The organism is Mycobacteroides abscessus ATCC 19977, assembly GCF_000069185.1.
In the GTDB taxonomy this organism is placed as follows: Bacteria; Actinomycetota; Actinomycetes; order Mycobacteriales; family Mycobacteriaceae; genus Mycobacterium; species Mycobacterium abscessus.
The window spans coordinates 3,100,034-3,116,898 of record NC_010397.1 but is presented as its reverse complement, the minus strand read 5'-3'; the positions used below and the strand labels follow the sequence as shown (position 1 = coordinate 3,116,898).

The 16,865-nt window shown below is 63.4% G+C and carries 23 protein-coding genes; 15 read left to right on the top strand and 8 right to left on the bottom strand.

Translation table 11 applies throughout. The features are described 5' to 3' along the window. Positions 1 to 92 precede the first annotated feature (92 nt). The 5 genes from MAB_RS15565 (at position 93) to MAB_RS15545 (ending at position 3,590) form a co-directional block, all read left to right on the top strand. Entirely contained in the window at positions 93 to 941 is an 849-nt protein-coding gene (locus tag MAB_RS15565; RefSeq protein WP_005133070.1) for a helix-turn-helix transcriptional regulator, read from the top strand. Positions 942 to 1,090: 149 nt separating this feature from the next. After that, entirely contained in the window at positions 1,091 to 1,441 is a 351-nt protein-coding gene (gene clgR / locus MAB_RS15560; protein WP_005081829.1) for a transcriptional regulator ClgR, read from the top strand. 131 nt (positions 1,442 to 1,572) lie between these two features. Continuing rightward, positions 1,573 to 2,382: a phage shock protein PspA gene (gene pspA / locus MAB_RS15555; RefSeq protein WP_005057162.1), complete on the top strand. Its 810-nt coding sequence runs from the start codon at positions 1,573 to 1,575 to the stop codon at positions 2,380 to 2,382. A 110-nt stretch (positions 2,383 to 2,492) separates the two neighbouring features. Then, entirely contained in the window at positions 2,493 to 3,320 is an 828-nt protein-coding gene (gene pspM / locus MAB_RS15550; RefSeq protein ID WP_012296632.1) for a phage shock envelope stress response protein PspM, read from the top strand. 105 nt (positions 3,321 to 3,425) lie between these two features. Beyond that, positions 3,426 to 3,590, top strand: coding sequence for a hypothetical protein (locus MAB_RS15545; protein ID WP_005111558.1), 165 nt, complete (start codon positions 3,426 to 3,428; stop codon positions 3,588 to 3,590). Positions 3,591 to 3,593: 3 nt separating this feature from the next. Here the strand turns inward: MAB_RS15545 and MAB_RS15540 are convergent, their stop codons facing one another. Then, positions 3,594 to 4,028, bottom strand: coding sequence for a limonene-1,2-epoxide hydrolase family protein (locus MAB_RS15540; protein ID WP_005081832.1), 435 nt, complete (start codon positions 4,026 to 4,028; stop codon positions 3,594 to 3,596). A 101-nt stretch (positions 4,029 to 4,129) separates the two neighbouring features. Continuing rightward, positions 4,130 to 4,573, bottom strand: coding sequence for a limonene-1,2-epoxide hydrolase family protein (locus tag MAB_RS15535; protein WP_005057166.1), 444 nt, complete (start codon positions 4,571 to 4,573; stop codon positions 4,130 to 4,132). A gap of 41 nt (positions 4,574 to 4,614) precedes the next feature. On the opposite strand from MAB_RS15535, the gene MAB_RS15530 reads away from it, so the two are divergent. From MAB_RS15530 to recX, 4 genes are all read left to right on the top strand, one after another. Beyond that, entirely contained in the window at positions 4,615 to 5,772 is a 1,158-nt protein-coding gene (locus MAB_RS15530; RefSeq protein WP_005090308.1) for a glycosyltransferase, read from the top strand. A 4-nt stretch (positions 5,773 to 5,776) separates the two neighbouring features. Next, positions 5,777 to 5,971: a DUF3046 domain-containing protein gene (locus MAB_RS15525; protein ID WP_005057168.1), complete on the top strand. Its 195-nt coding sequence runs from the start codon at positions 5,777 to 5,779 to the stop codon at positions 5,969 to 5,971. Between the two features lie 181 nt (positions 5,972 to 6,152). Then, positions 6,153 to 7,193 carry a recombinase RecA gene (gene recA, locus MAB_RS15520; protein WP_005057169.1) on the top strand — a complete coding sequence of 347 codons (1,041 nt, stop codon included), beginning with the start codon at positions 6,153 to 6,155 and terminating at the stop codon, positions 7,191 to 7,193. Next, positions 7,159 to 7,773, top strand: coding sequence for a recombination regulator RecX (recX, locus tag MAB_RS15515; RefSeq protein ID WP_005116815.1), 615 nt, complete (start codon positions 7,159 to 7,161; stop codon positions 7,771 to 7,773). The genes recA and recX overlap by 35 nt, the downstream gene beginning before the upstream one ends. Before the next feature lies 1 nt (position 7,774). Here recX and MAB_RS15510 read toward each other — a convergent pair whose 3' ends face one another. Together MAB_RS15510 and MAB_RS15505 are read right to left on the bottom strand one after the other, a co-directional pair. Next, on the bottom strand, positions 7,775 to 8,158 hold the full coding sequence (locus tag MAB_RS15510; protein WP_005057171.1) for a hypothetical protein: 384 nt from the start codon (positions 8,156 to 8,158) through the stop codon (positions 7,775 to 7,777). Between the two features lie 94 nt (positions 8,159 to 8,252). Further along, entirely contained in the window at positions 8,253 to 8,771 is a 519-nt protein-coding gene (locus MAB_RS15505; RefSeq protein ID WP_005081838.1) for a CGNR zinc finger domain-containing protein, read from the bottom strand. A gap of 144 nt (positions 8,772 to 8,915) precedes the next feature. Between MAB_RS15505 and MAB_RS15500 the strand changes: the two genes are divergently transcribed. From MAB_RS15500 to MAB_RS15490, 3 genes are read left to right on the top strand one after another with little or no spacing between them, the layout of a single operon-like run. Further along, entirely contained in the window at positions 8,916 to 9,377 is a 462-nt protein-coding gene (locus tag MAB_RS15500) for a VOC family protein (protein ID WP_005093742.1), read from the top strand. Between the two features lies 1 nt (position 9,378). Next, positions 9,379 to 10,266 carry a pyridoxamine 5'-phosphate oxidase family protein gene (locus MAB_RS15495; RefSeq protein ID WP_005111553.1) on the top strand — a complete coding sequence of 296 codons (888 nt, stop codon included), beginning with the start codon at positions 9,379 to 9,381 and terminating at the stop codon, positions 10,264 to 10,266. 23 nt (positions 10,267 to 10,289) lie between these two features. Further along, complete coding sequence (locus MAB_RS15490; protein ID WP_005076559.1) at positions 10,290 to 10,742, top strand: nuclear transport factor 2 family protein; 453 nt, start codon at positions 10,290 to 10,292, stop codon at positions 10,740 to 10,742. Here the strand turns inward: MAB_RS15490 and MAB_RS15485 are convergent, their stop codons facing one another. The 4 genes from MAB_RS15485 to gluA are packed head-to-tail and all read right to left on the bottom strand — an operon-like array spanning position 10,743 to position 14,030. Further along, positions 10,743 to 11,603: an amino acid ABC transporter permease gene (locus MAB_RS15485; RefSeq protein ID WP_005090302.1), complete on the bottom strand. Its 861-nt coding sequence runs from the start codon at positions 11,601 to 11,603 to the stop codon at positions 10,743 to 10,745. Further along, the gene (locus MAB_RS15480; RefSeq protein WP_005057178.1) at positions 11,600 to 12,283 is read right to left on the bottom strand and encodes an amino acid ABC transporter permease; all 684 of its coding nucleotides are present in this window, start codon (positions 12,281 to 12,283) and stop codon (positions 11,600 to 11,602) included. The genes MAB_RS15485 and MAB_RS15480 overlap by 4 nt, the downstream gene beginning before the upstream one ends. Beyond that, positions 12,280 to 13,302: a glutamate ABC transporter substrate-binding protein gene (locus MAB_RS15475; RefSeq protein ID WP_005111551.1), complete on the bottom strand. Its 1,023-nt coding sequence runs from the start codon at positions 13,300 to 13,302 to the stop codon at positions 12,280 to 12,282. Before MAB_RS15475 ends, MAB_RS15480 begins: the two co-directional genes overlap by 4 nt. Next, positions 13,302 to 14,030, bottom strand: coding sequence for a glutamate ABC transporter ATP-binding protein GluA (gluA, locus tag MAB_RS15470; protein WP_005081846.1), 729 nt, complete (start codon positions 14,028 to 14,030; stop codon positions 13,302 to 13,304). Before gluA ends, MAB_RS15475 begins: the two co-directional genes overlap by 1 nt. 239 nt (positions 14,031 to 14,269) lie before the next feature. On the opposite strand from gluA, the gene MAB_RS15465 reads away from it, so the two are divergent. From MAB_RS15465 to MAB_RS15455, 3 genes are read left to right on the top strand one after another with little or no spacing between them, the layout of a single operon-like run. After that, complete coding sequence (locus MAB_RS15465; protein ID WP_005111547.1) at positions 14,270 to 14,701, top strand: hypothetical protein; 432 nt, start codon at positions 14,270 to 14,272, stop codon at positions 14,699 to 14,701. A 34-nt stretch (positions 14,702 to 14,735) separates the two neighbouring features. Beyond that, positions 14,736 to 16,259, top strand: coding sequence for a tRNA (N6-isopentenyl adenosine(37)-C2)-methylthiotransferase MiaB (gene miaB / locus MAB_RS15460; RefSeq protein ID WP_012296630.1), 1,524 nt, complete (start codon positions 14,736 to 14,738; stop codon positions 16,257 to 16,259). After that, positions 16,256 to 16,861 carry an Rv2732c family membrane protein gene (locus MAB_RS15455; protein ID WP_005081855.1) on the top strand — a complete coding sequence of 202 codons (606 nt, stop codon included), beginning with the start codon at positions 16,256 to 16,258 and terminating at the stop codon, positions 16,859 to 16,861. Before miaB ends, MAB_RS15455 begins: the two co-directional genes overlap by 4 nt. Positions 16,862 to 16,865 lie beyond the last annotated feature (4 nt).

The following is a 16,865-nucleotide window of genomic DNA, read 5'->3' as shown; positions in this document are numbered from 1 at the left end:
GGCATCTGAGACGAGCGTCCCCGCGGGCGTGCTGCGTATCCACGGACTGACGATCCGTGGATAAGCGGGCGGCCGCGGTGCAAGATGCACGCATGATCGATCGGGCGGGCCTAGCCGGCTTTCTCCGTAGCCGCCGCGAGGCAATGCAGCCGGACGATGTCGGGCTTCCACGTGGACAGCGCCGGCGGACTCGTGGATTGCGGCGCGAGGAGGTCGCGGCGCTGTGCCATATGTCAACCGATTACTACGCGCGTTTGGAGGGTGCACGGGGGCCGCAGCCCTCGGAGCAGATGATTGCCGCGATCGCACAGGGCCTTCACCTGTCACGCGAGGAGCGCGATCATCTTTTCCGGCTCGCCGGTCATCAACCACCGGCGTCCGGTGGCGAAAGTGAATACATCAGCCCGGGTTTGATGCGGATTTTTGACCGGCTCACCCCCGATACCGCGGCCGAGATCGTCACGGAGCTGGGCGAGACTCTGCGGCAGACCCCGCTGGGTATCGCACTCGCCGGTGACTTGACCCGGTATGCGGGACCAGCACGAAGTATCGGCTACCGGTGGTTCACCGACCCCGCCACGCGTTCCATACATCCGGTCGAGGATCACCAGTTCTATTCACGGATGTATGCCTCCGGGCTTCGAAGGGTATTGGCCGCGCGCGGGCCTGGATCCAAAGCTGCCCGTTTCGCGGAGCTGCTGAACGCTGAGAGCGAGCAGTTCCGTGCGCTGTGGAAAGAGCATGAGGTCGGCGTCATGCCGAAGGAGATGAAGCGATTCCGGCATCCCGAGGTGGGGCTGCTCGAACTGAACTGCCAGATTCTGCTGGACCCGGTGGAGTCCACCTCCTTGCTCGTGTACACGGCCGTACCCGGTAGTGAAAGCTACGAAAAGCTCCAGCTCTTGGCCATCATCGGCGCATCGTCGCCCCCCGGCCGGTGAGTGGCACCTCAGGGATGGGCGGAGTTGAGTGGACTGCAGTGACTCTTATGACTGTCCGCAACGGGAACCTCTGGATGCGCGGCAACGTTGAGCAAGGCAGACTCAACTACTACGCGGTATGGACGCGGACAGACGTTAAGGAGATGGACATGGCGCTGTTGCTTCGAGAAGCCATCGGCGACACCCTGCGGAGTGCACGTTCAGGGCAGGGTAAGACGCTGCGCGAGGTATCGGACTCGGCGCGTGTCAGCCTGGGATACCTGTCCGAGGTCGAGCGCGGCCGTAAGGAAGCCTCCAGCGAGCTGCTTGCCGCGATTTGCGGTGCGCTCGATGTGCCGTTGTCGCAGGTATTGTCCGAGGTCAGCGAGAGACTGGCGCGGCGGGAGGCTCCTGTTGCCGCCTCGGAGGCGGCGCTGGCATCGACGGCCGGGTCACTCAGCGGGATCGACGTGGCCACCAAGGTCGTCATTCCGCAGGTTCGCGCAATGGCGGCCGCCTAACTACTGTGGCGGTCGCATTGTTTCGCGCCCGGTAGGGGGTGTGGGGATCGGCATGCAACAGATAAGTTGGGACCCACGCAGTCGTAGGTAGCGACGACTACCGGCATCCAAGCAGAAGGCGGATCGATCTCATGGCTAACCCGTTCGTCAAGGCGTGGAAGTACCTGATGGCACTGTTCAACGCGAAGATCGACGAGAACGCAGACCCGAAGGTCCAGATTCAACAGGCCATCGAGGAGGCTCAGCGGAACCATCAGGCGCTCTCGCAGCAGGCCGCCTCGGTCATCGGGAACCAGCGTCAGCTGGAGATGCGGCTCAACCGTCAACTTGCGGACGTCGAAAAATTACAGGTCAACGTGCGTCAGGCGCTGACCCTGGCCGATCAAGCGACCACCGCGGGCGATACCGCGAAGGCAACCGAGTACAACAACGCGGCCGAGGCCTTCGCCGCTCAGCTGGTCACCGCCGAGCAGAGCGTCGAGGACCTCAAGGCCCTGCACGATCAGGCACTTGCCGCGGCCGCCCAAGCCAAGAAGGCCGTTGAGCAGAACGCGATGATGCTGCAGCAGCGCATCGCCGAGCGCACCAAGCTGCTGAGCCAGCTGGAGCAGGCCAAGATGCAGGAGCAGGTGTCCGCCTCGCTGCGGTCCATGAGTGAGCTGGCGGCCCCCGGGAACACCCCGACCCTGGATGAGGTGCGCGACAAGATCGAGCGCCGCTATGCCAATGCCCTCGGGCAGGCCGAGCTGGCGCAGAACTCGGTGCAGGGCCGCATGATCGAGGTGGAGCAGGCCAGTGTGCAGATGGCCGGGCATTCGCGGCTGGAACAGATCCGCGCTTCGATGAAGGGTGAGGCGCTGCCCACCGGCAGCACCGCGACACCCGCGCCCGCGACATCACCCGAGCAGGCGAACCCGGCCAATCCGCTGGGACAGCAGTAACTTTCTTCTCTTCAATCCGCCGGGGGCGAGCGTGAGTGCTCACCCCCGGCGGATTTGTCTCATCGGAATTCGGCCTCGGCGGATGTTGGATTTTCGGGCACAATGTGAACATGACACCCCAGCCGCCTCGTCGCGCCGCGGTGCACGGAGGCTGGGAGCAGCTGCTGCGCCGCCTGGCCACGAACGTCAATGATCTCGGTGAGGAGCTCGCGGCACGAATGCGCGCGATGTCCGATAAGCGCGAGAAGTTGTTGCGAAAGCGGCTGCGGGCCAAGCGTTGGAGCATCCGTTGGGCGCTGGCATGCGTGGCAGGGCTGCTTGTCACCACGGTGCTGGCCACCACCGGAGCACCGCCCTGGCTGTTGATCATCCCGGCGCTGCTGACGGCTGGCTGCGCCATTCCGGCCACCTATCTGTTGGTGCGATACCGCTATCTGAAGGCGGAACCGCTGCCGCCGCCGCGCCCGGGAGTGGAGCGGCGACTGCCGCCCTACGGGTCCTCAGCGCGCCCGCCGATGGCGGCCCTGGACGCCGCCGAACGATCCCTCTTCTCGCTGCTCGGTGTGGTGGAACGCGGCAGCATGATTCCGGAGAGTGAAGGGCGGCAGGTTCTTTCGGCCGCCAATCGGGCCGCGTACGTGATGGCCGCGACCGCCAAAGAAGTGGTGTCCATGGAGAGGGCCGCCGCTGAAACCCCGCACACCCGCGAGTACCTACAGCCGACCATCAAGGCGTTCACTGCGCAGCTCGACACCGGCGTACGTCAGTACAACGAGTTGGTCACCGCAGCAGCGCAATTGGTATCGGCCGGCAACGGCGGCGCGGTGGTCGCGTCACCCATGTCGCGGGGGGCGCTCTTCGATGACCTGGTATCTGCCACCGATCGCCTGACCGGTTGGGCCGGTGCCCTCGACGAGCTCGGCCAGCTGTCAGGGTAATCCCGGATCTTTCCCTGATCTTCCGGCTCCGGGGTTCCTCAGGCGCCGATCGCCCTGCCAGGCTTGAGTCATCGTGGCACGTCGAGAGAATGGTGGGTACTTGCGGTGTGGAAGATCATTGGCGTGCTGCTGCTCGTGTGGCTGGCCTTCCTCATGGTGGGTGCCATCTTCAAGCTCGTGGTGCCGATGCTGGTGGTCGGCGCGCTGATTCTGGGCACAGTGCTGCTGTACCGGGCCGTGAGGGAAACCGACAAGACCCCGCTGTCGTGAGATTCAGAGCTTCGGGCGCAGTGCGGGAACGACGATGCCCAGGATGCCGCGCGCGAATCCTTTGGTGATGTTCCAGACGTCCGCGTAGTCGCGCCAGAGTGTCAGCTTGCCGCCGTCGGAAAGCTCGCTGACACCGCATACCCAGAATGCGATATGCAGCGGCCCCGCGAAGATGACGTCGGTGCGCTCGGTCATCACCGTATTGCCGTTGGCTGCTATCCGATGGATCTTGACGTCGAAGCCGGCCCCCGGCAACCTCAGCGCTGATAAGGCCCGCATGACCGCGGCGCGTCCCCGCACGGTGGGCAGACCGACGTTTTCCCAGCGAACGGAGTCCTCGAGCAGCGCATCGAGGGCCGCGAGGTCGCTGCGGCGCATGGCATCCCAGAATCCCTCGATGATCTCGGTCGGGCGGGTGCTGGTCAACGTGTCCGTCATGAGGCCACGGTAGGCAGGTGTTGCGGCTCAGAAAAGGGGTGTGGCCGGATATCGGGGTACAGCCCAAGGCGGGTTGGACCGGTTCGTAGACCGCCTAGCGGTCAGAAACGTGGCCGCAGCGCGGGCAGGGGAATGGCTATCAGGCCCCGCAGCGTCGCCTTGAACATGTCGAACATGTCGAAGTAGTCGCGCCACAGAGTGATGGTGCCCTCGTCGGAAACCTCGAAGACCCCGCATACCCAGAATTGCAGCCGTAGTGGTCCGAGGACGATGGCGTCGTGGCGTTCATTCATCACGGTGTTTCCGTTGGTGGTGGTGCGATGAATCTTCACCTCGAACCCGAAGCCGGGCCGTTTGAGCGGCTCGAAGACCTTCAGTGCGGCGCGACGTCCGTAGATGGTGGGTAGGCCAACGTTCTGGTAGACGAGGTTCTCGTCCAGGACTTTCTCGGCGAACTCGGTGTCGCCATTCTGAGCGGCCTCCAGGAAGCGGGTGACGGTTTCGGCTGGGGCCAGGGTGGAGCGTTCCAGCGTGGTATCGGTCATGCGTTTCAACGTAGCCCGAATCGCTGTGGCAGGGTAGGGCGGTGCGTGTTGCCGTGGTGGCCGGTCCCGATCCCGGACATGCCTTCCCTGCCCTCGCGTTGTGCTTGAAATTCGCCGCTGCCGGGGACGACCCGGTGTTGTTGACGGGTACCCGCTGGCTTGATCAGGCGCGGGCCGCGGGCGTGGAATCGGTGGAGCTGCTGGGGCTACAGCCCCGGGTTGACGACGACGACGCGGATTCGGGCGCCAAAATTCATCAGCGGGCGGCCCATATGGCGCTGGCAAATCTTGATCAGCTCAGAGCGCTGGCTCCGGATCTCATCGTGTCGGACGTCATTACCGCTTGTGGCGGTATGGCGGGGGAGCTACTGGGTGTGCCGTGGGTGGAGCTGAACCCGCACCCACTGTATCTGCCGTCAAAGGGGTTGCCGCCCTTGGGTAGTGGGCTGGCTCCCGGTGTCGGCTTGCGCGGCAGATTGCGTGACGGGCTCATGCGCCGGCTGACCCAGAAATCGATTGACCAGGGTCTGCGACAGCGCTCACAGGCACGCGTGGAGATCGGGCTGCCTGCGCGCGATCCCGGCCCCATGCGCAGGCTGATCGCGACGCTGCCCGCTCTGGAGGTGCCGCGCCCGGATTGGCCGGCAGAGGCCGTCGTGGTGGGGCCGCTGCATTGGGAGCCCACTGACGTTGTGTTGCAGCCGCCTTCGGGGTCCGGTCCGGTGGTGGTGATCGCACCGTCGACGGCTTTCACCGGAGCCGAGGGAATGACCGAGCTGGCGGTGCAGGCCCTGGAATCGGCTGGTGCCCGCGTGGTCATTTCCGCGCTGGAACCGCCCTCGTCGGGACTGCCGTCCTGGGCGATTGCCGGGCTGGCGCGCCAGGATCTACTGCTGTCCGGGGCTGATCTGGCGGTTTGTGGTGGGGGACACGGCTTTCTGAGCAAGGCGTTGCTGGCCGGAGTGCCGACGGTGGTGGTTCCTGGCGGTGGTGATCAGTGGGAACTGGCGAATCGTGTTGTGCGGCAAGGCAGTGCCGAATTGGTGCGGCCGCTGAGTCGAGATTCTCTGGCGTCCGCCATCGGCCGGGTGTTGGGGGAACCGCGTTACCGCGAGGCCGCTCGCCGGGCCGCGGCGGGCGCCATCGCTGTCGAGGATCCGGTACGGGTGTGCCAGGACGTACTGGCGGCCCTAAGGTGACGGTGTGCGTCTGACGGAGTTTCACGAGCTTGTCACCGGCCGGTTTGGAGCGGCCTACGGTTCGTCGGTGCTGGTCGATCATGTGTTGACGGCCCTCGGTGGGCGTACCGCGTCGCAGGCCGTCGAAGACGGAGTGGAGCCGCGGGATGTGTGGCGTGCGTTGTGTGCGGACTTCGACGTGCCGCGCGATCAGTGGTGAACCACAGGTGACACGCCGTACCGGCGCGCCTGCTTGATTCGAACAGATGTTCGCCCTAGTGTTGTGCATGTTCGAGCGGATGGTTTTCGCAGGTCAACCACTTGTCGGTGGGTGGGTTTAGCGTCTGCCTCAACCGATCGGAAACCCGATCTTCGAACACAACGACGAAACGGAGAACACCATGGCGCAGGCACCGGATCGCGAGAAGGCTCTCGAGCTCGCGCTCGCACAAATCGACAAGAGCTTCGGCAAGGGCTCGGTCATGCGGCTCGGCGACGAGGTGCGCCAGCCCATCTCCGTGATCCCGACCGGCTCCATCGCACTGGACGTGGCGCTCGGCATCGGCGGTCTGCCCCGCGGCCGTGTCATCGAGATCTATGGTCCGGAGTCCTCGGGTAAGACCACCGTGGCTCTGCATGCCGTCGCCAACGCGCAGCGTGCCGGCGGTATCGCCGCGTTCATCGACGCTGAGCACGCACTCGATCCGGAGTACGCCAAGAAGCTCGGTGTCGATACTGACTCGCTGTTGGTATCGCAGCCCGATACCGGTGAGCAGGCTCTGGAAATCGCCGACATGCTGGTGCGTTCCGGCGCCATCGACCTCATCGTCATTGACTCGGTGGCCGCGCTGGTGCCACGCGCCGAGATCGAAGGTGAGATGGGTGACAGCCATGTCGGTCTGCAGGCCCGCTTGATGAGCCAGGCGTTGCGCAAGATGACTGGTGCGCTGAACAACTCCGGTACCACCGCAATCTTCATCAACCAGCTGCGCGAGAAGATCGGCGTGATGTTCGGTTCACCCGAAACCACCACCGGTGGTAAGGCTTTGAAGTTCTACTCCTCGGTGCGCCTGGATGTGCGTCGCATCGAGACTCTCAAGGACGGCACCGATGCGGTGGGTAACCGCACCCGCGTCAAGGTGGTCAAGAACAAGGTGTCGCCGCCGTTCAAGCAGGCCGAGTTCGACATCCTCTACGGCAAGGGCATCTCGAAGGAGGGCTCGCTCATCGATATGGGCGTGGAGCAGGGCTTTATTCGTAAGTCCGGTTCCTGGTTCACCTATGAAGGCGAGCAGCTGGGCCAGGGCAAGGAGAACGCCCGTAACTTCCTGCTGGAGAACGTCGATGTCGCCAATGAGATCGAGAAGAAGATCAAGGAAAAGCTTGGTATCGGAGCGGTGCTGACCGATGACGAAGTCGTCCCGGCCCCAGTCGATTTCTGATTCGGTTTCTGTAGCGGGTTCGCAAGGAACCCTTGACGATCTGCGAGCCCGGGTCGCGTCGGTCCCCGAAGCCCCGACGCGTGAACCGGTTGACTCGCGGGACGAGCAGGCGTGGTCATATTGCCTTCGCCTGCTGACAAGTCGGGCGCGTACCCGCGCCGAGCTGACTGAGAGGTTGGCGCGGCGCGGGTACCCCGATGATGTCTCTGAACGAATTATGGATCGGTTGGCCACCGCCGGGCTGGTCAATGATGCTGACTTTGCGACGCAGTGGGTGCAGTCCCGGCATACGTATTCCGGGAAGGGCAAGCGCGCCTTGGCCGCAGAGCTGCGCACCAAGGGGGTGTCTGCCGAAAATGCGGCAGCCGCGCTCGCCCAGATCGACGGAGAGGCCGAGCGCTCGCGGGCAGCGGAGCTCGTCACAAAGAAACTCAGGTCGGAGAATCTCGACGACGGCGGGATCAAGGCGGCGCGACGGTTGGTCGCCATGCTGGCACGGCGCGGATATGGCCAGTCGATGGCCTACGACGTGGTGAAGAATGCCCTCGCCTCGGAAAAGGATCGACGCGACGTCGGATGAGTTACAGCCCGAAGGGGCGAGCCGATGGGCTCGGCGGCGGATCACCCTCATCGGTGCCATTGGACCGCATACTCATCGACGCTTCGGCGGATGGTGACTGCACACCCGGCAGGCATGGCACTTGGCGGGAGATTGTCTTGAATGGCCCGATCTCAGTGTCTTCGTTAAGCATCGGTAGGGGGCCGCAATTTCCCTTGAAATGTGCGTCCATCGTGAACGGGGTGGGGTTCACGCAGGTCAGATTCATGCCAACAGGCGTCGCAACCTGCAAGCAGTCGAAATTCAACGGAGCGCCGTAGGCCACCGGCGCACCGGAGAGTGCTGCCCCCGCGCATGCCGCTCCAAAGACGGCGGACACGCCAATGGTCAATACGATGTTTCGCATGGTGATTATGGTAACGAAGTGGTACCTGTTATGTAATGCTTCGATTGTGATAGTTGAGTAAGAATCCCACCTGTGATGCGGCTGTGAAGGCTGGCTAGGTGTTTTTGGCGTAGTGCCGCGCAGCCTTCGCCCTGTTTCCGCAGGTAGTCATGGAATGCCAGCGGCGCGCACCGTTCTTGGACGTGTCATAGAAGAACAGCACGCACTGTGGGTGGGCGCACTGTTTGATCCGGTCGGGTGACTCGGAGAGCAAGGCGAGTAGATTGTCGGCGGCCAGCCACCCGGGGAGCCAGTGTGATTCGGTGACCTCGGCAGTGTCGAGTGGCCCGTTGGCGGTCAAAGATCGGCGGATCGCGCCGTGGGACAGCACAGCGTTGAGGCCGTCGATCTGGGAATCCTTCACCGCGCGGTAGATGGCCTCACGTGCGGCGAGTAGCGCCTCCCGCGTCTGAGTATCGGCGGCGCAGAGAGTGTGAAGATTGTTGGTATGCAACCAGACTCGTAGGCCATCGAGATCGGTCAGTAGATCCCGCGGCCCATCGCCACTCATCCACCGGGTGTTCAGTAGATCCAGTGCGAGCGGTTCGCCGAGATGGGGACGTGGATCGGACATGGCCTGAGGTTAGCGGCCTCCCTATCGCGCGAGTGCCTCGGAGAAATTATAACCGGCAAAAACGATATAGATGGTTGACAATGCGGGCCGGCTGTGATTACGGTCTAACCGGTAATACTATTTAATAGGTTAGAAAGGCTTCTCATGAGTGCAGCCACCGCGCCCCGCGTCGTCACCGGCCACATCGGACTGAACGTCAGCGATCTGGAGCGCTCGATCGCGTTCTACCGCCAGGCCTTTGGATTCGACGAACTTGCGGTGAGCGCCGACGGTGCGCAGCGGTTCGCCTTCCTGGGATTCGACAGCGGCCCCGTGCTCACCCTGTGGGAACAGAGCAGCGGGGAATTCTCGGCGGCCACTCCGGGCTTACACCATCTGTCGTTCCAAGTGGATTCCGTGCGGCAGGTGCAGCAGGTGGAGGCGATCTTGAAGCAACTATCGACGGTGTTCGTACACGACGGGGTTGTCGCGCACCGGGAGGGTGCGACCTCGGGAGGCATCTTTTTCACCGATCCGGATGGAATACGTCTTGAGGTGTTCGCGGCGAGCGGCGCCGAGCAGCACCAAGCGCCAGTGGGCGACGCGCCCACCTGCGGGTTCTTCTGAGATGGCCTATCACCCCGGTGAACTCGCCGTTCAGCACCGAATGGGTCAGTCCGACAACGCCATTCGAGTCGGTCAGATCATCTCGGCAGATATACCGGAGGTTGCGGCGGCCTTTCTGGCCGCCCAGCCGCTGGTGTTTATTTCAGCGCGAGATGACGATGGCCGCATGTGGGCGAGCCAGATCGTGGGCCCGCCGGGTTTCGCGCACGCCGCCGATGCCCGAACCATCGTGATAGACGCGACGCCGGACTACGGTGATCCTCTGGCCGGGGTTCTTCAATCGGAGCGCAAGATCGGGATGCTCGCCTTGCAGCCGCAGCGCCGGCGCCGGATGCGTGTCAACGGCACATCCGTGCCTTCGGGGGACGGTCTGATTGTCACCACTGACCAGGTGTACTCGAACTGCCCCAAGTACATCGCACGGCGCGATATCTCAGAAATCGGCCCCAGCCTGCCCGGTGAGACGCGTCGCGGGAGCGCTCTGGACGACGCTCAACAACAGGCGGTTTCGGTGACCGACACCTTCATCATCGGAACGGCCGACGGTGACGGCAACGCCGATGCGTCGCATCGCGGTGGCAACCCGGGTTTTCTGCGCCTGCTGTCGCCGAAGTTGCTGCGCTGGCCCGATTACCTGGGCAACTCGATGTTCATGACATTAGGAAATCTGCACGTCGACCCGCGGTGTGGCCTGTTGATTCCCGACTGGCGCACCGGATCGACGTTGCAGCTCACCGGGACGGCGCGCCTGAATTGGGATGAGAGCACCTTCGCCCCGGGCGCGCAGTGCTCGGTCGACTTCACCATCGACGAGGTTGTTGAGACCGTCAATGGCAGCCCTCTGCGGTGGGGGCATGCCGAACCCTCGCCGGCCAATCCACCGCTGTAGACGCTGTAGACAAGGAAAGACACATGACACGCCCGCCGTTGCCGCCATTCGACATCGAAACCGCCCACCAGAAGGTACGGGCCGCCGAGAATGCGTGGAACACCCGCGACCCCGAGGGTGTCGCCGCCGCCTATACCGAGGATTCTGTGTGGCGAAACCGCGACGAGTTCATTACCGGGCGCGCAGAAATCGTCGCCTTCTTGACCCGAAAGTGGGCCAAAGAGAATGGATATGCGTTGCGCAAGGAACTCTGGGGATTCCGGGAGAACCGGATGGCGGTGCGCTTCCAGTACGAGTGGCACGATGAGGCCGGGCAGTGGTGGCGCAGCTACGGCAACGAACTATGGGAATTTACGTCGGAGGGCTTGATGTCCCGTCGTGAAGCCAGTATCAACGACACCCCGATCGCCGAAACGCAGCGCCGCATCTTCGGTCCGCGACCCGAAGGTGACGAGTCGCCCCTGCCGATCCGCTGACTATTCGCCGAAGTCCTGGCTCAGGTCCTTCTCGATGGTTTTCTTCGTTCTGCCCTGGCGTAGTTGGCGTTCGATTCTGGTGGCCAGCGAGGACAGGGCGAAATTGATGATGATCATGATGACCGCGACGACCACGAGGGCAGGCAGATAGTTTCCGTAGTAGGACGCCGACCGGATACCGGAACGCACCACCTCGATGTAGCCAAAGGCGTAGCCCAGCGCGGAGTCCTTCAATGCGATGACCATCTGCGAGATGAGCGCGGGCAGCATCGCGGATATCGACTGGGGGAGCAGGATGAGTCGCATCATCTGCGACTTGCGCATGCCCAGCGCCACCGCGGCCTCGGACTGCCCCTTGGGCAGCGACTGGATGCCCGAACGCAGAATCTCGGCAATGACCGAACCGTTGTAGAGAGACAGTCCCGTCACCACGGCGGCGAAGGCCAGGTACTCGGACGGGAAAACGGCCTGCTGGCCGTACAGGTAGTACGAGAAGACCATCAAGATCAGCACCGGGATGGCGCGGAAGAACTCCACGAGTGCGCTGCAGATCCAGCGCACCGCGCGGTGTTCGGAGAGGCGGCCGATACCGAGGACCGCACCGAGCGCCAGTGCGAACACGATCGACAGCGCCGCGGCGGTGACGGTACCCAGCAGGCCGGGCAGTATGTATGTCGTCCAGGTGTTCAGGCGCAGGAAGGGCGACCACTTCTCAGTGGTGAGCTGTTCGTTGGCGACCAGAGTCCAGATCACCCATGCGGCCACCACGCCCACCAGGGCGGTGAACACCACGGCGATAATCCGGTTGAGCGCGCGGCCCTTTGGGCCGGGTGCGTCGTACATGACGGTGGCGCCGGTCATCGCTTCACCGCCAGTCGCTTGGCGAAGTAGCCGAAGGACAATCCAATCGTCAGCGTGATCACCATGTATCCCGCGGCGATGATGAGGAAGATCCACACGATCTGATCGGCGAACAGCTCAATTTCCGAACGCATCAGCAAGGCAGCCTCGGCCACGCCGATCGCCGAAGCGATCGAGGTGTTTTTCACGAGTGCAATCAGCACGCTGCCCATGGGCGCCAGGACCGACCGCATGGCCTGTGGCAACACGATGAGAGTCAGGACCCGCCAGAACGGCAATCCGAGAGATCGCGCCGCCTCGGCCTGGCCCAAGGGAACGGTGTTGAAGCCCGAACGCAGTGTCTCGCATACGAAAGTGGCTGTGTACAAGGAGAACCCGAGAACCGATAGCCAGAAGTTGTTGTTCTTGATGAAGTTGGAGTTCTCGGGTGCCAGCGCGATACCGAGATTCTGATAGAGCCCCACCGAACAGAACAAGATGATCAGTGTGAGCGGCGTGTTCCGGACCACGTTGACGTACCAGGTGCCGAAGATCCGCATGACCGGCACCGGTGAGACCCGGAACTCCGCGAGGAGGGTGCCCCACACCAAGGCGCCCACCGCCGAGAAAAATGTCAATCTGAGAGTGGTCCAGAATGCCGGCCACAGCTGCGGTCCCATGCTCGCCCACAGTGCGTTCATGCGGCCCCGCAGGCTGGATCGGCCGCCGGCTTGGTGCCGGTGATCTTCTCGATCGCGGCCAGTGACGGGTCGGGCCGCAGTCCGTAGGTGCCGCTTTCGGCGCGCTTCTCCCAGCCATCGATCGTGCTGTCGCCGAGTGCTTCTCGCAGATCGGAATCCCAGGCTCCGGTGGCTATCATCTTGTCGAGCGCGCGATCGATGGCCTCGATGGCCGCGGTATCGCCCCTGGCGAGGCCGATCCCGTACACCTCACGGGAGAACGGGTCCCCGTTACGCCGTTGCCTCTTGGGATTTCCGATACACAGCGGCTTGCTCAGCTCGTAGTTCATTTGAATCAGCTTGAACTCGCCCTCGTAGCGCTTGGCGTATCCCGCCAAGATCGTCTCATCGGTGGTGAGCGCGTCGACCTTGCCGCGTCGCAGCGCCTCGACACACGACGAGTATGAATCGAACTCCTGTAACTGGGTGCCCGGCAGCAGGTTCTTGACGTTTTGTGCCGGCGTCGAGCCGGAGACCGAGCACAGCTTCTTGCCTCGGTTCAGGTCATCCAACGTGGTTAGCGAATCATCCGCCTTGCGCACCAAGAGCCCCTGATACGTGATGAGATACGGTCCGGCGAACGAGACTTTCTGTGCGCGGCTGTAATTGACCGAATAGCTGCCGGCGATCATGTCTACGGTGCCGTTGTCGATGAGCTGCTCGCGCTGTGCGGAGGGCGTCTCGTACCAACGGATGGTGGGGTGCTTCACCCCGAGCTCGTCGGCGATCGCGTTGACGACGTACTCGGAGATCTTGACGTCGAAGCCGCTCATCTTCTTGTCCGGATGTTGCAGGCCTACGCCAGGCTGGTCGAACTTGGTGCCGAGAATGACCGTGCCGCCGCGGATCGATCCGAGTAGTTGGCGTGGTTCGGTGCTGCCGCAGGCGCTGACCAGTGTGGCGAGCAAGGCCAACGCCGCCACCAGTGCGGTGTGCCGTCTCCTCATCACCCGAGCATCTTCATCACGCAGGCGGCTCATCAATGTCCGAGGATCTTGCCGAGGAAATCCTTGGCGCGTTCGGACTTCGGGTTCGTGAAGAAGCTCTCCGGATCGGAGTCCTCGACGATTGCCCCGTCGGCCATGAAGATGATGCGGTCGGCCGCTTTGCGCGCGAATCCCATCTCGTGGGTGACAACCAGCATCGTCATGCCCTCCTTGGCCAGCGACACCATGACGTCGAGTACTTCGTTGACCATCTCCGGATCCAGAGCCGAGGTGGGCTCATCGAACAGCATGACCTTGGGTCCCATGGCCAGCGAGCGGGCGATGGCAACTCGCTGCTGCTGGCCGCCCGACAGCTGTGCTGGGTACTTGTCCTTCTGGCTGGCGATGCCGACTCGTTCGAGTAGTTCGATCGCGCGTTTACGCGCGGTCTCCTTGTTGTGCTTGCGTACCTTGATCGGTGCCAGCGTCACGTTGTCCAGGATGGTTTTGTGTGAGAACAAATTGAACGACTGGAAGACCATCCCGACCTCGGCCCGCAGGCTCGCCAGGGCGCGTCCCTCCTCGGGGAGGATGGCGCCGTCGATTCGGATGGTGCCGCCGTCAATAGGCTCGAGGCGGTTGATGGTGCGGCACAGGGTGGACTTTCCGGAACCTGAGGGGCCCAGGATTACGACGACCTGACCGCGCGGGATTTCGAGGGTGATGTCCTTGAGTACGTGTAGGTCGCCGAAATGCTTATTGACATGCTCAAGGGCGATCATGGGGACGCTTGGTGCGGAGGAACTTTCCCCGCTCGTTGACGTGTCGGTGCTCACCGGCATGGTCAGACAATACGGGTTCCCCACACTTTTGCAGTCCGGAACGCATGGTCCCGCGCCTCCGGCACCGGGCGATCGAACCTTTCGTGTGGCCGGTTACAGCAAACTCCTGTAATACTGGATTCATGCGGGCGCGTCGACGGTCTTCCGGTGAGGGCCCGCGAATTAGGGCGTTTGCAAGAGTGCTCGCATCTGTGCTGTTCATCACATCGTTTCCGGTTGCGGTGATGAATGGGGCAACTACCTGGGGCTGGACTATGGCAAGTCTCGGGCTGATTTTCGGATTGTTCCTGCTGCCTAGCTCGCTAATGCGTTTGGCCACCCCGTCGGGTCAAGTAACTGTTGATACGGGGGCGCATTTCCGAGAGGGTGAGAACCTTGAGCGACCGCGGCCCCGGCGCGATATCTCGTTCGCGATTGTCATCGCGCTGATCTGTCTCACTGTCCTGGTAGCCCTGTGTGAGCCGGTCGTGGAACCCACTGTCCCCGGTGCGTGGTTCGGCGCGGGCTGGTTGGCGTGGATAGGTGTCAACGCCATCTGCGCCGTCGACGATTGGTGGCAGGGCTGGCACGTTCGGGATCGTGCCGGCGGAAGCGGTGCCAGTCGGCGCTGAAATCCACCTGAACGCGGGCACGTACCATAAGCCAGTGACCAGTACTGCGACTTCCGGAGAATCGGCGGTCCGGACGTACCAGGTGCGCACCTACGGCTGCCAGATGAATGTGCACGACTCCGAGCGGGTGTCGGGCCTCCTGGATGCGGCCGGATACGTCAAGGCGCCCGAGGGCACCGACGCCGATATCGTCATCTTCAACACCTGCGCGGTGCGCGAGAACGCCGACAACAAGCTGTACGGAAACATCAGCCATCTGGCGCCCCGCAAGGCTGCCAACCCGAACATGCAGATCGCCGTCGGTGGATGCCTCGCCCAGAAGGACCGCGAGGGCATGCTGGCCAAGGCCCCGTGGGTCGATGTCGTCTTCGGTACCCACAACATCGGCTCACTGCCCGCATTGTTGGAGCGCGCCCGACACAACAATGAGGCGCAGGTCGAGATCGTCGAGGCACTTGAGCACTTTCCGTCGGCCCTGCCTGCGACCCGTGAATCAGCCTATGCGGCCTGGGTATCGATCTCGGTCGGCTGCAACAACACCTGCACCTTCTGCATTGTTCCCTCGCTGCGCGGTAAAGAGATCGACCGCAGGCCGGGAGACATCCTCGGTGAGGTCCAGGCGCTGGTAGACCAGGGAGTGCTGGAGGTGACGCTGCTGGGGCAGAACGTCAATGCCTACGGCGTCAACTTCGCAGACCCCGAGATTCCCCGGGACCGTGGAGCTTTCGCGGAGCTGCTGCGTGCCTGCGGCCGTATCGACGGCCTGGAGCGGGTGCGATTCACCTCGCCGCACCCCGCCGAATTCACCGACGATGTCATCGAGGCAATGGCGCAGACCCCGAATGTGTGCCCCCAGCTGCACATGCCGTTGCAATCAGGTTCGGACCGCATCCTGAAGGCGATGCGCCGTTCCTACCGGTCCGAGCGCTTCCTGTCCATCATCGACAAGGTGCGGTCGGCTATGCCGGACGCCGCCATCACCACCGACATCATCGTCGGTTTCCCTGGTGAGACCGAAGAGGATTTCCAGCAGACCCTCGAGGTGGTCCGCCGCGCGCGTTTCTCCAGCGCCTTTACGTTCCAGTACTCGATCCGTCCCGGCACCCCGGCCGCGAAGCTCCCCGACCAGCTGCCCAAAGCCGTTGTGCAGGAACGCTACGACCGGCTCATCGCGCTGCAGGAATCCGTCACCCTGGAGGAAAACCAGAAGCAGATCGGTCGCATGATCGAGGTGCTGATCGCCACCGGGGAGGGCCGTAAGGACGGGGAGACAGCCCGGATGAGCGGGCGGGCCCGCGATGGCCGCCTCGTGCATTTCCGCCCGCAAGGACACGTCGACGGGGCACTGCGTCCCGGTGACATCATCACCGTCGACGTCACCGGTGCCGCACCGCACCACCTGATTGCCGACGACGGCGTGCGCAGTCACCGGCGCACCCGTGCGGGCGACGCGCATGAAGCCGGCAAGAAGCCCAGTACGCCGGGAATTGGCTTGGGAATGCCCGCGATTGGGGCCCCGAAGACAGAGCGGATTGAGGTTGCAGGGTGCGGGCTATGAATGACTCCGAGCCGGGAAAAGAAGACGCCGAATTCGATGAGTTCGCGGCGTTTCACAAAGACATCGACGCCGCCGAGAAGAAGGTCGCCGGCGAAATCGATCCCGGAGCCCGCGCCATGGTGGTGGCGGTCCTGGTTTTCGCGCTGTTGCTGACCTTCGTGCTCCCGCACACCGGCCATGCCAGAGGATTCGACGTTCTGGTCAACGGCGCGATCGCCGATCAGGAAGCGGTACGGGTACCGTCGCGGATCTTTGTATGGCTCGCGATGATCTTCGGAGTCGGGTTCTCCATGTTGGCGCTGCTGACGCGCCGGTGGGTGTTGTCCTGGATCGCGCTGGCGGGCTCGTTTGTCGCCAGTGTCATCGGCATGCTGGCGATCTGGACGCGTCAGACCGCGGGCAGCGGGCATCCGGGCCCGGGAATCGGCTTGGTGATCGCCTGGATCGCTGTCATTTTGTTGACCTTCCACTGGGCGCGCGTGGTGTGGTCGCGCACGGCGGTGCAGCTCGCGGCCGAGCAGGAGCGGCGTGAGGCCGCCAAGCGCGATCAGCGCACCATCCTCGACGACGCCTTCGAGGATGACGAGGACCGCGACAAGTAGGACG

Bases quoted from the DNA above. Each gene is read 5' to 3' on its own strand.
- recA (WP_005057169.1), top strand. From the start codon at position 6,153: ATGGCGCAGGCACCGGATCGCGAGAAGGCTCTCGAGCTCGCGCTCGCA.
- MAB_RS15495 (WP_005111553.1), top strand. From the start codon at position 9,379: ATGGCCTATCACCCCGGTGAACTCGCCGTTCAGCACCGAATGGGTCAG.
- pspA (WP_005057162.1), top strand. From the start codon at position 1,573: ATGGCTAACCCGTTCGTCAAGGCGTGGAAGTACCTGATGGCACTGTTC.
- MAB_RS15490 (WP_005076559.1), top strand. From the start codon at position 10,290: ATGACACGCCCGCCGTTGCCGCCATTCGACATCGAAACCGCCCACCAG.
- gluA (WP_005081846.1), bottom strand. From the start codon at position 14,030: ATGATCGCCCTTGAGCATGTCAATAAGCATTTCGGCGACCTACACGTA.
- MAB_RS15505 (WP_005081838.1), bottom strand. From the start codon at position 8,771: ATGTCCGATCCACGTCCCCATCTCGGCGAACCGCTCGCACTGGATCTA.
- MAB_RS15480 (WP_005057178.1), bottom strand. From the start codon at position 12,283: ATGAACGCACTGTGGGCGAGCATGGGACCGCAGCTGTGGCCGGCATTC.
- clgR (WP_005081829.1), top strand. From the start codon at position 1,091: ATGGCGCTGTTGCTTCGAGAAGCCATCGGCGACACCCTGCGGAGTGCA.
- MAB_RS15475 (WP_005111551.1), bottom strand. From the start codon at position 13,302: ATGAGCCGCCTGCGTGATGAAGATGCTCGGGTGATGAGGAGACGGCAC.
- recX (WP_005116815.1), top strand. From the start codon at position 7,159: ATGACGAAGTCGTCCCGGCCCCAGTCGATTTCTGATTCGGTTTCTGTA.
- pspM (WP_012296632.1), top strand. From the start codon at position 2,493: ATGACACCCCAGCCGCCTCGTCGCGCCGCGGTGCACGGAGGCTGGGAG.
- MAB_RS15540 (WP_005081832.1), bottom strand. From the start codon at position 4,028: ATGACGGACACGTTGACCAGCACCCGCCCGACCGAGATCATCGAGGGA.
- MAB_RS15485 (WP_005090302.1), bottom strand. From the start codon at position 11,603: ATGACCGGCGCCACCGTCATGTACGACGCACCCGGCCCAAAGGGCCGC.
- MAB_RS15455 (WP_005081855.1), top strand. From the start codon at position 16,256: ATGAATGACTCCGAGCCGGGAAAAGAAGACGCCGAATTCGATGAGTTC.
- MAB_RS15510 (WP_005057171.1), bottom strand. From the start codon at position 8,158: ATGCGAAACATCGTATTGACCATTGGCGTGTCCGCCGTCTTTGGAGCG.
- MAB_RS15565 (WP_005133070.1), top strand. From the start codon at position 93: ATGATCGATCGGGCGGGCCTAGCCGGCTTTCTCCGTAGCCGCCGCGAG.
- MAB_RS15535 (WP_005057166.1), bottom strand. From the start codon at position 4,573: ATGACCGATACCACGCTGGAACGCTCCACCCTGGCCCCAGCCGAAACC.
- MAB_RS15500 (WP_005093742.1), top strand. From the start codon at position 8,916: ATGAGTGCAGCCACCGCGCCCCGCGTCGTCACCGGCCACATCGGACTG.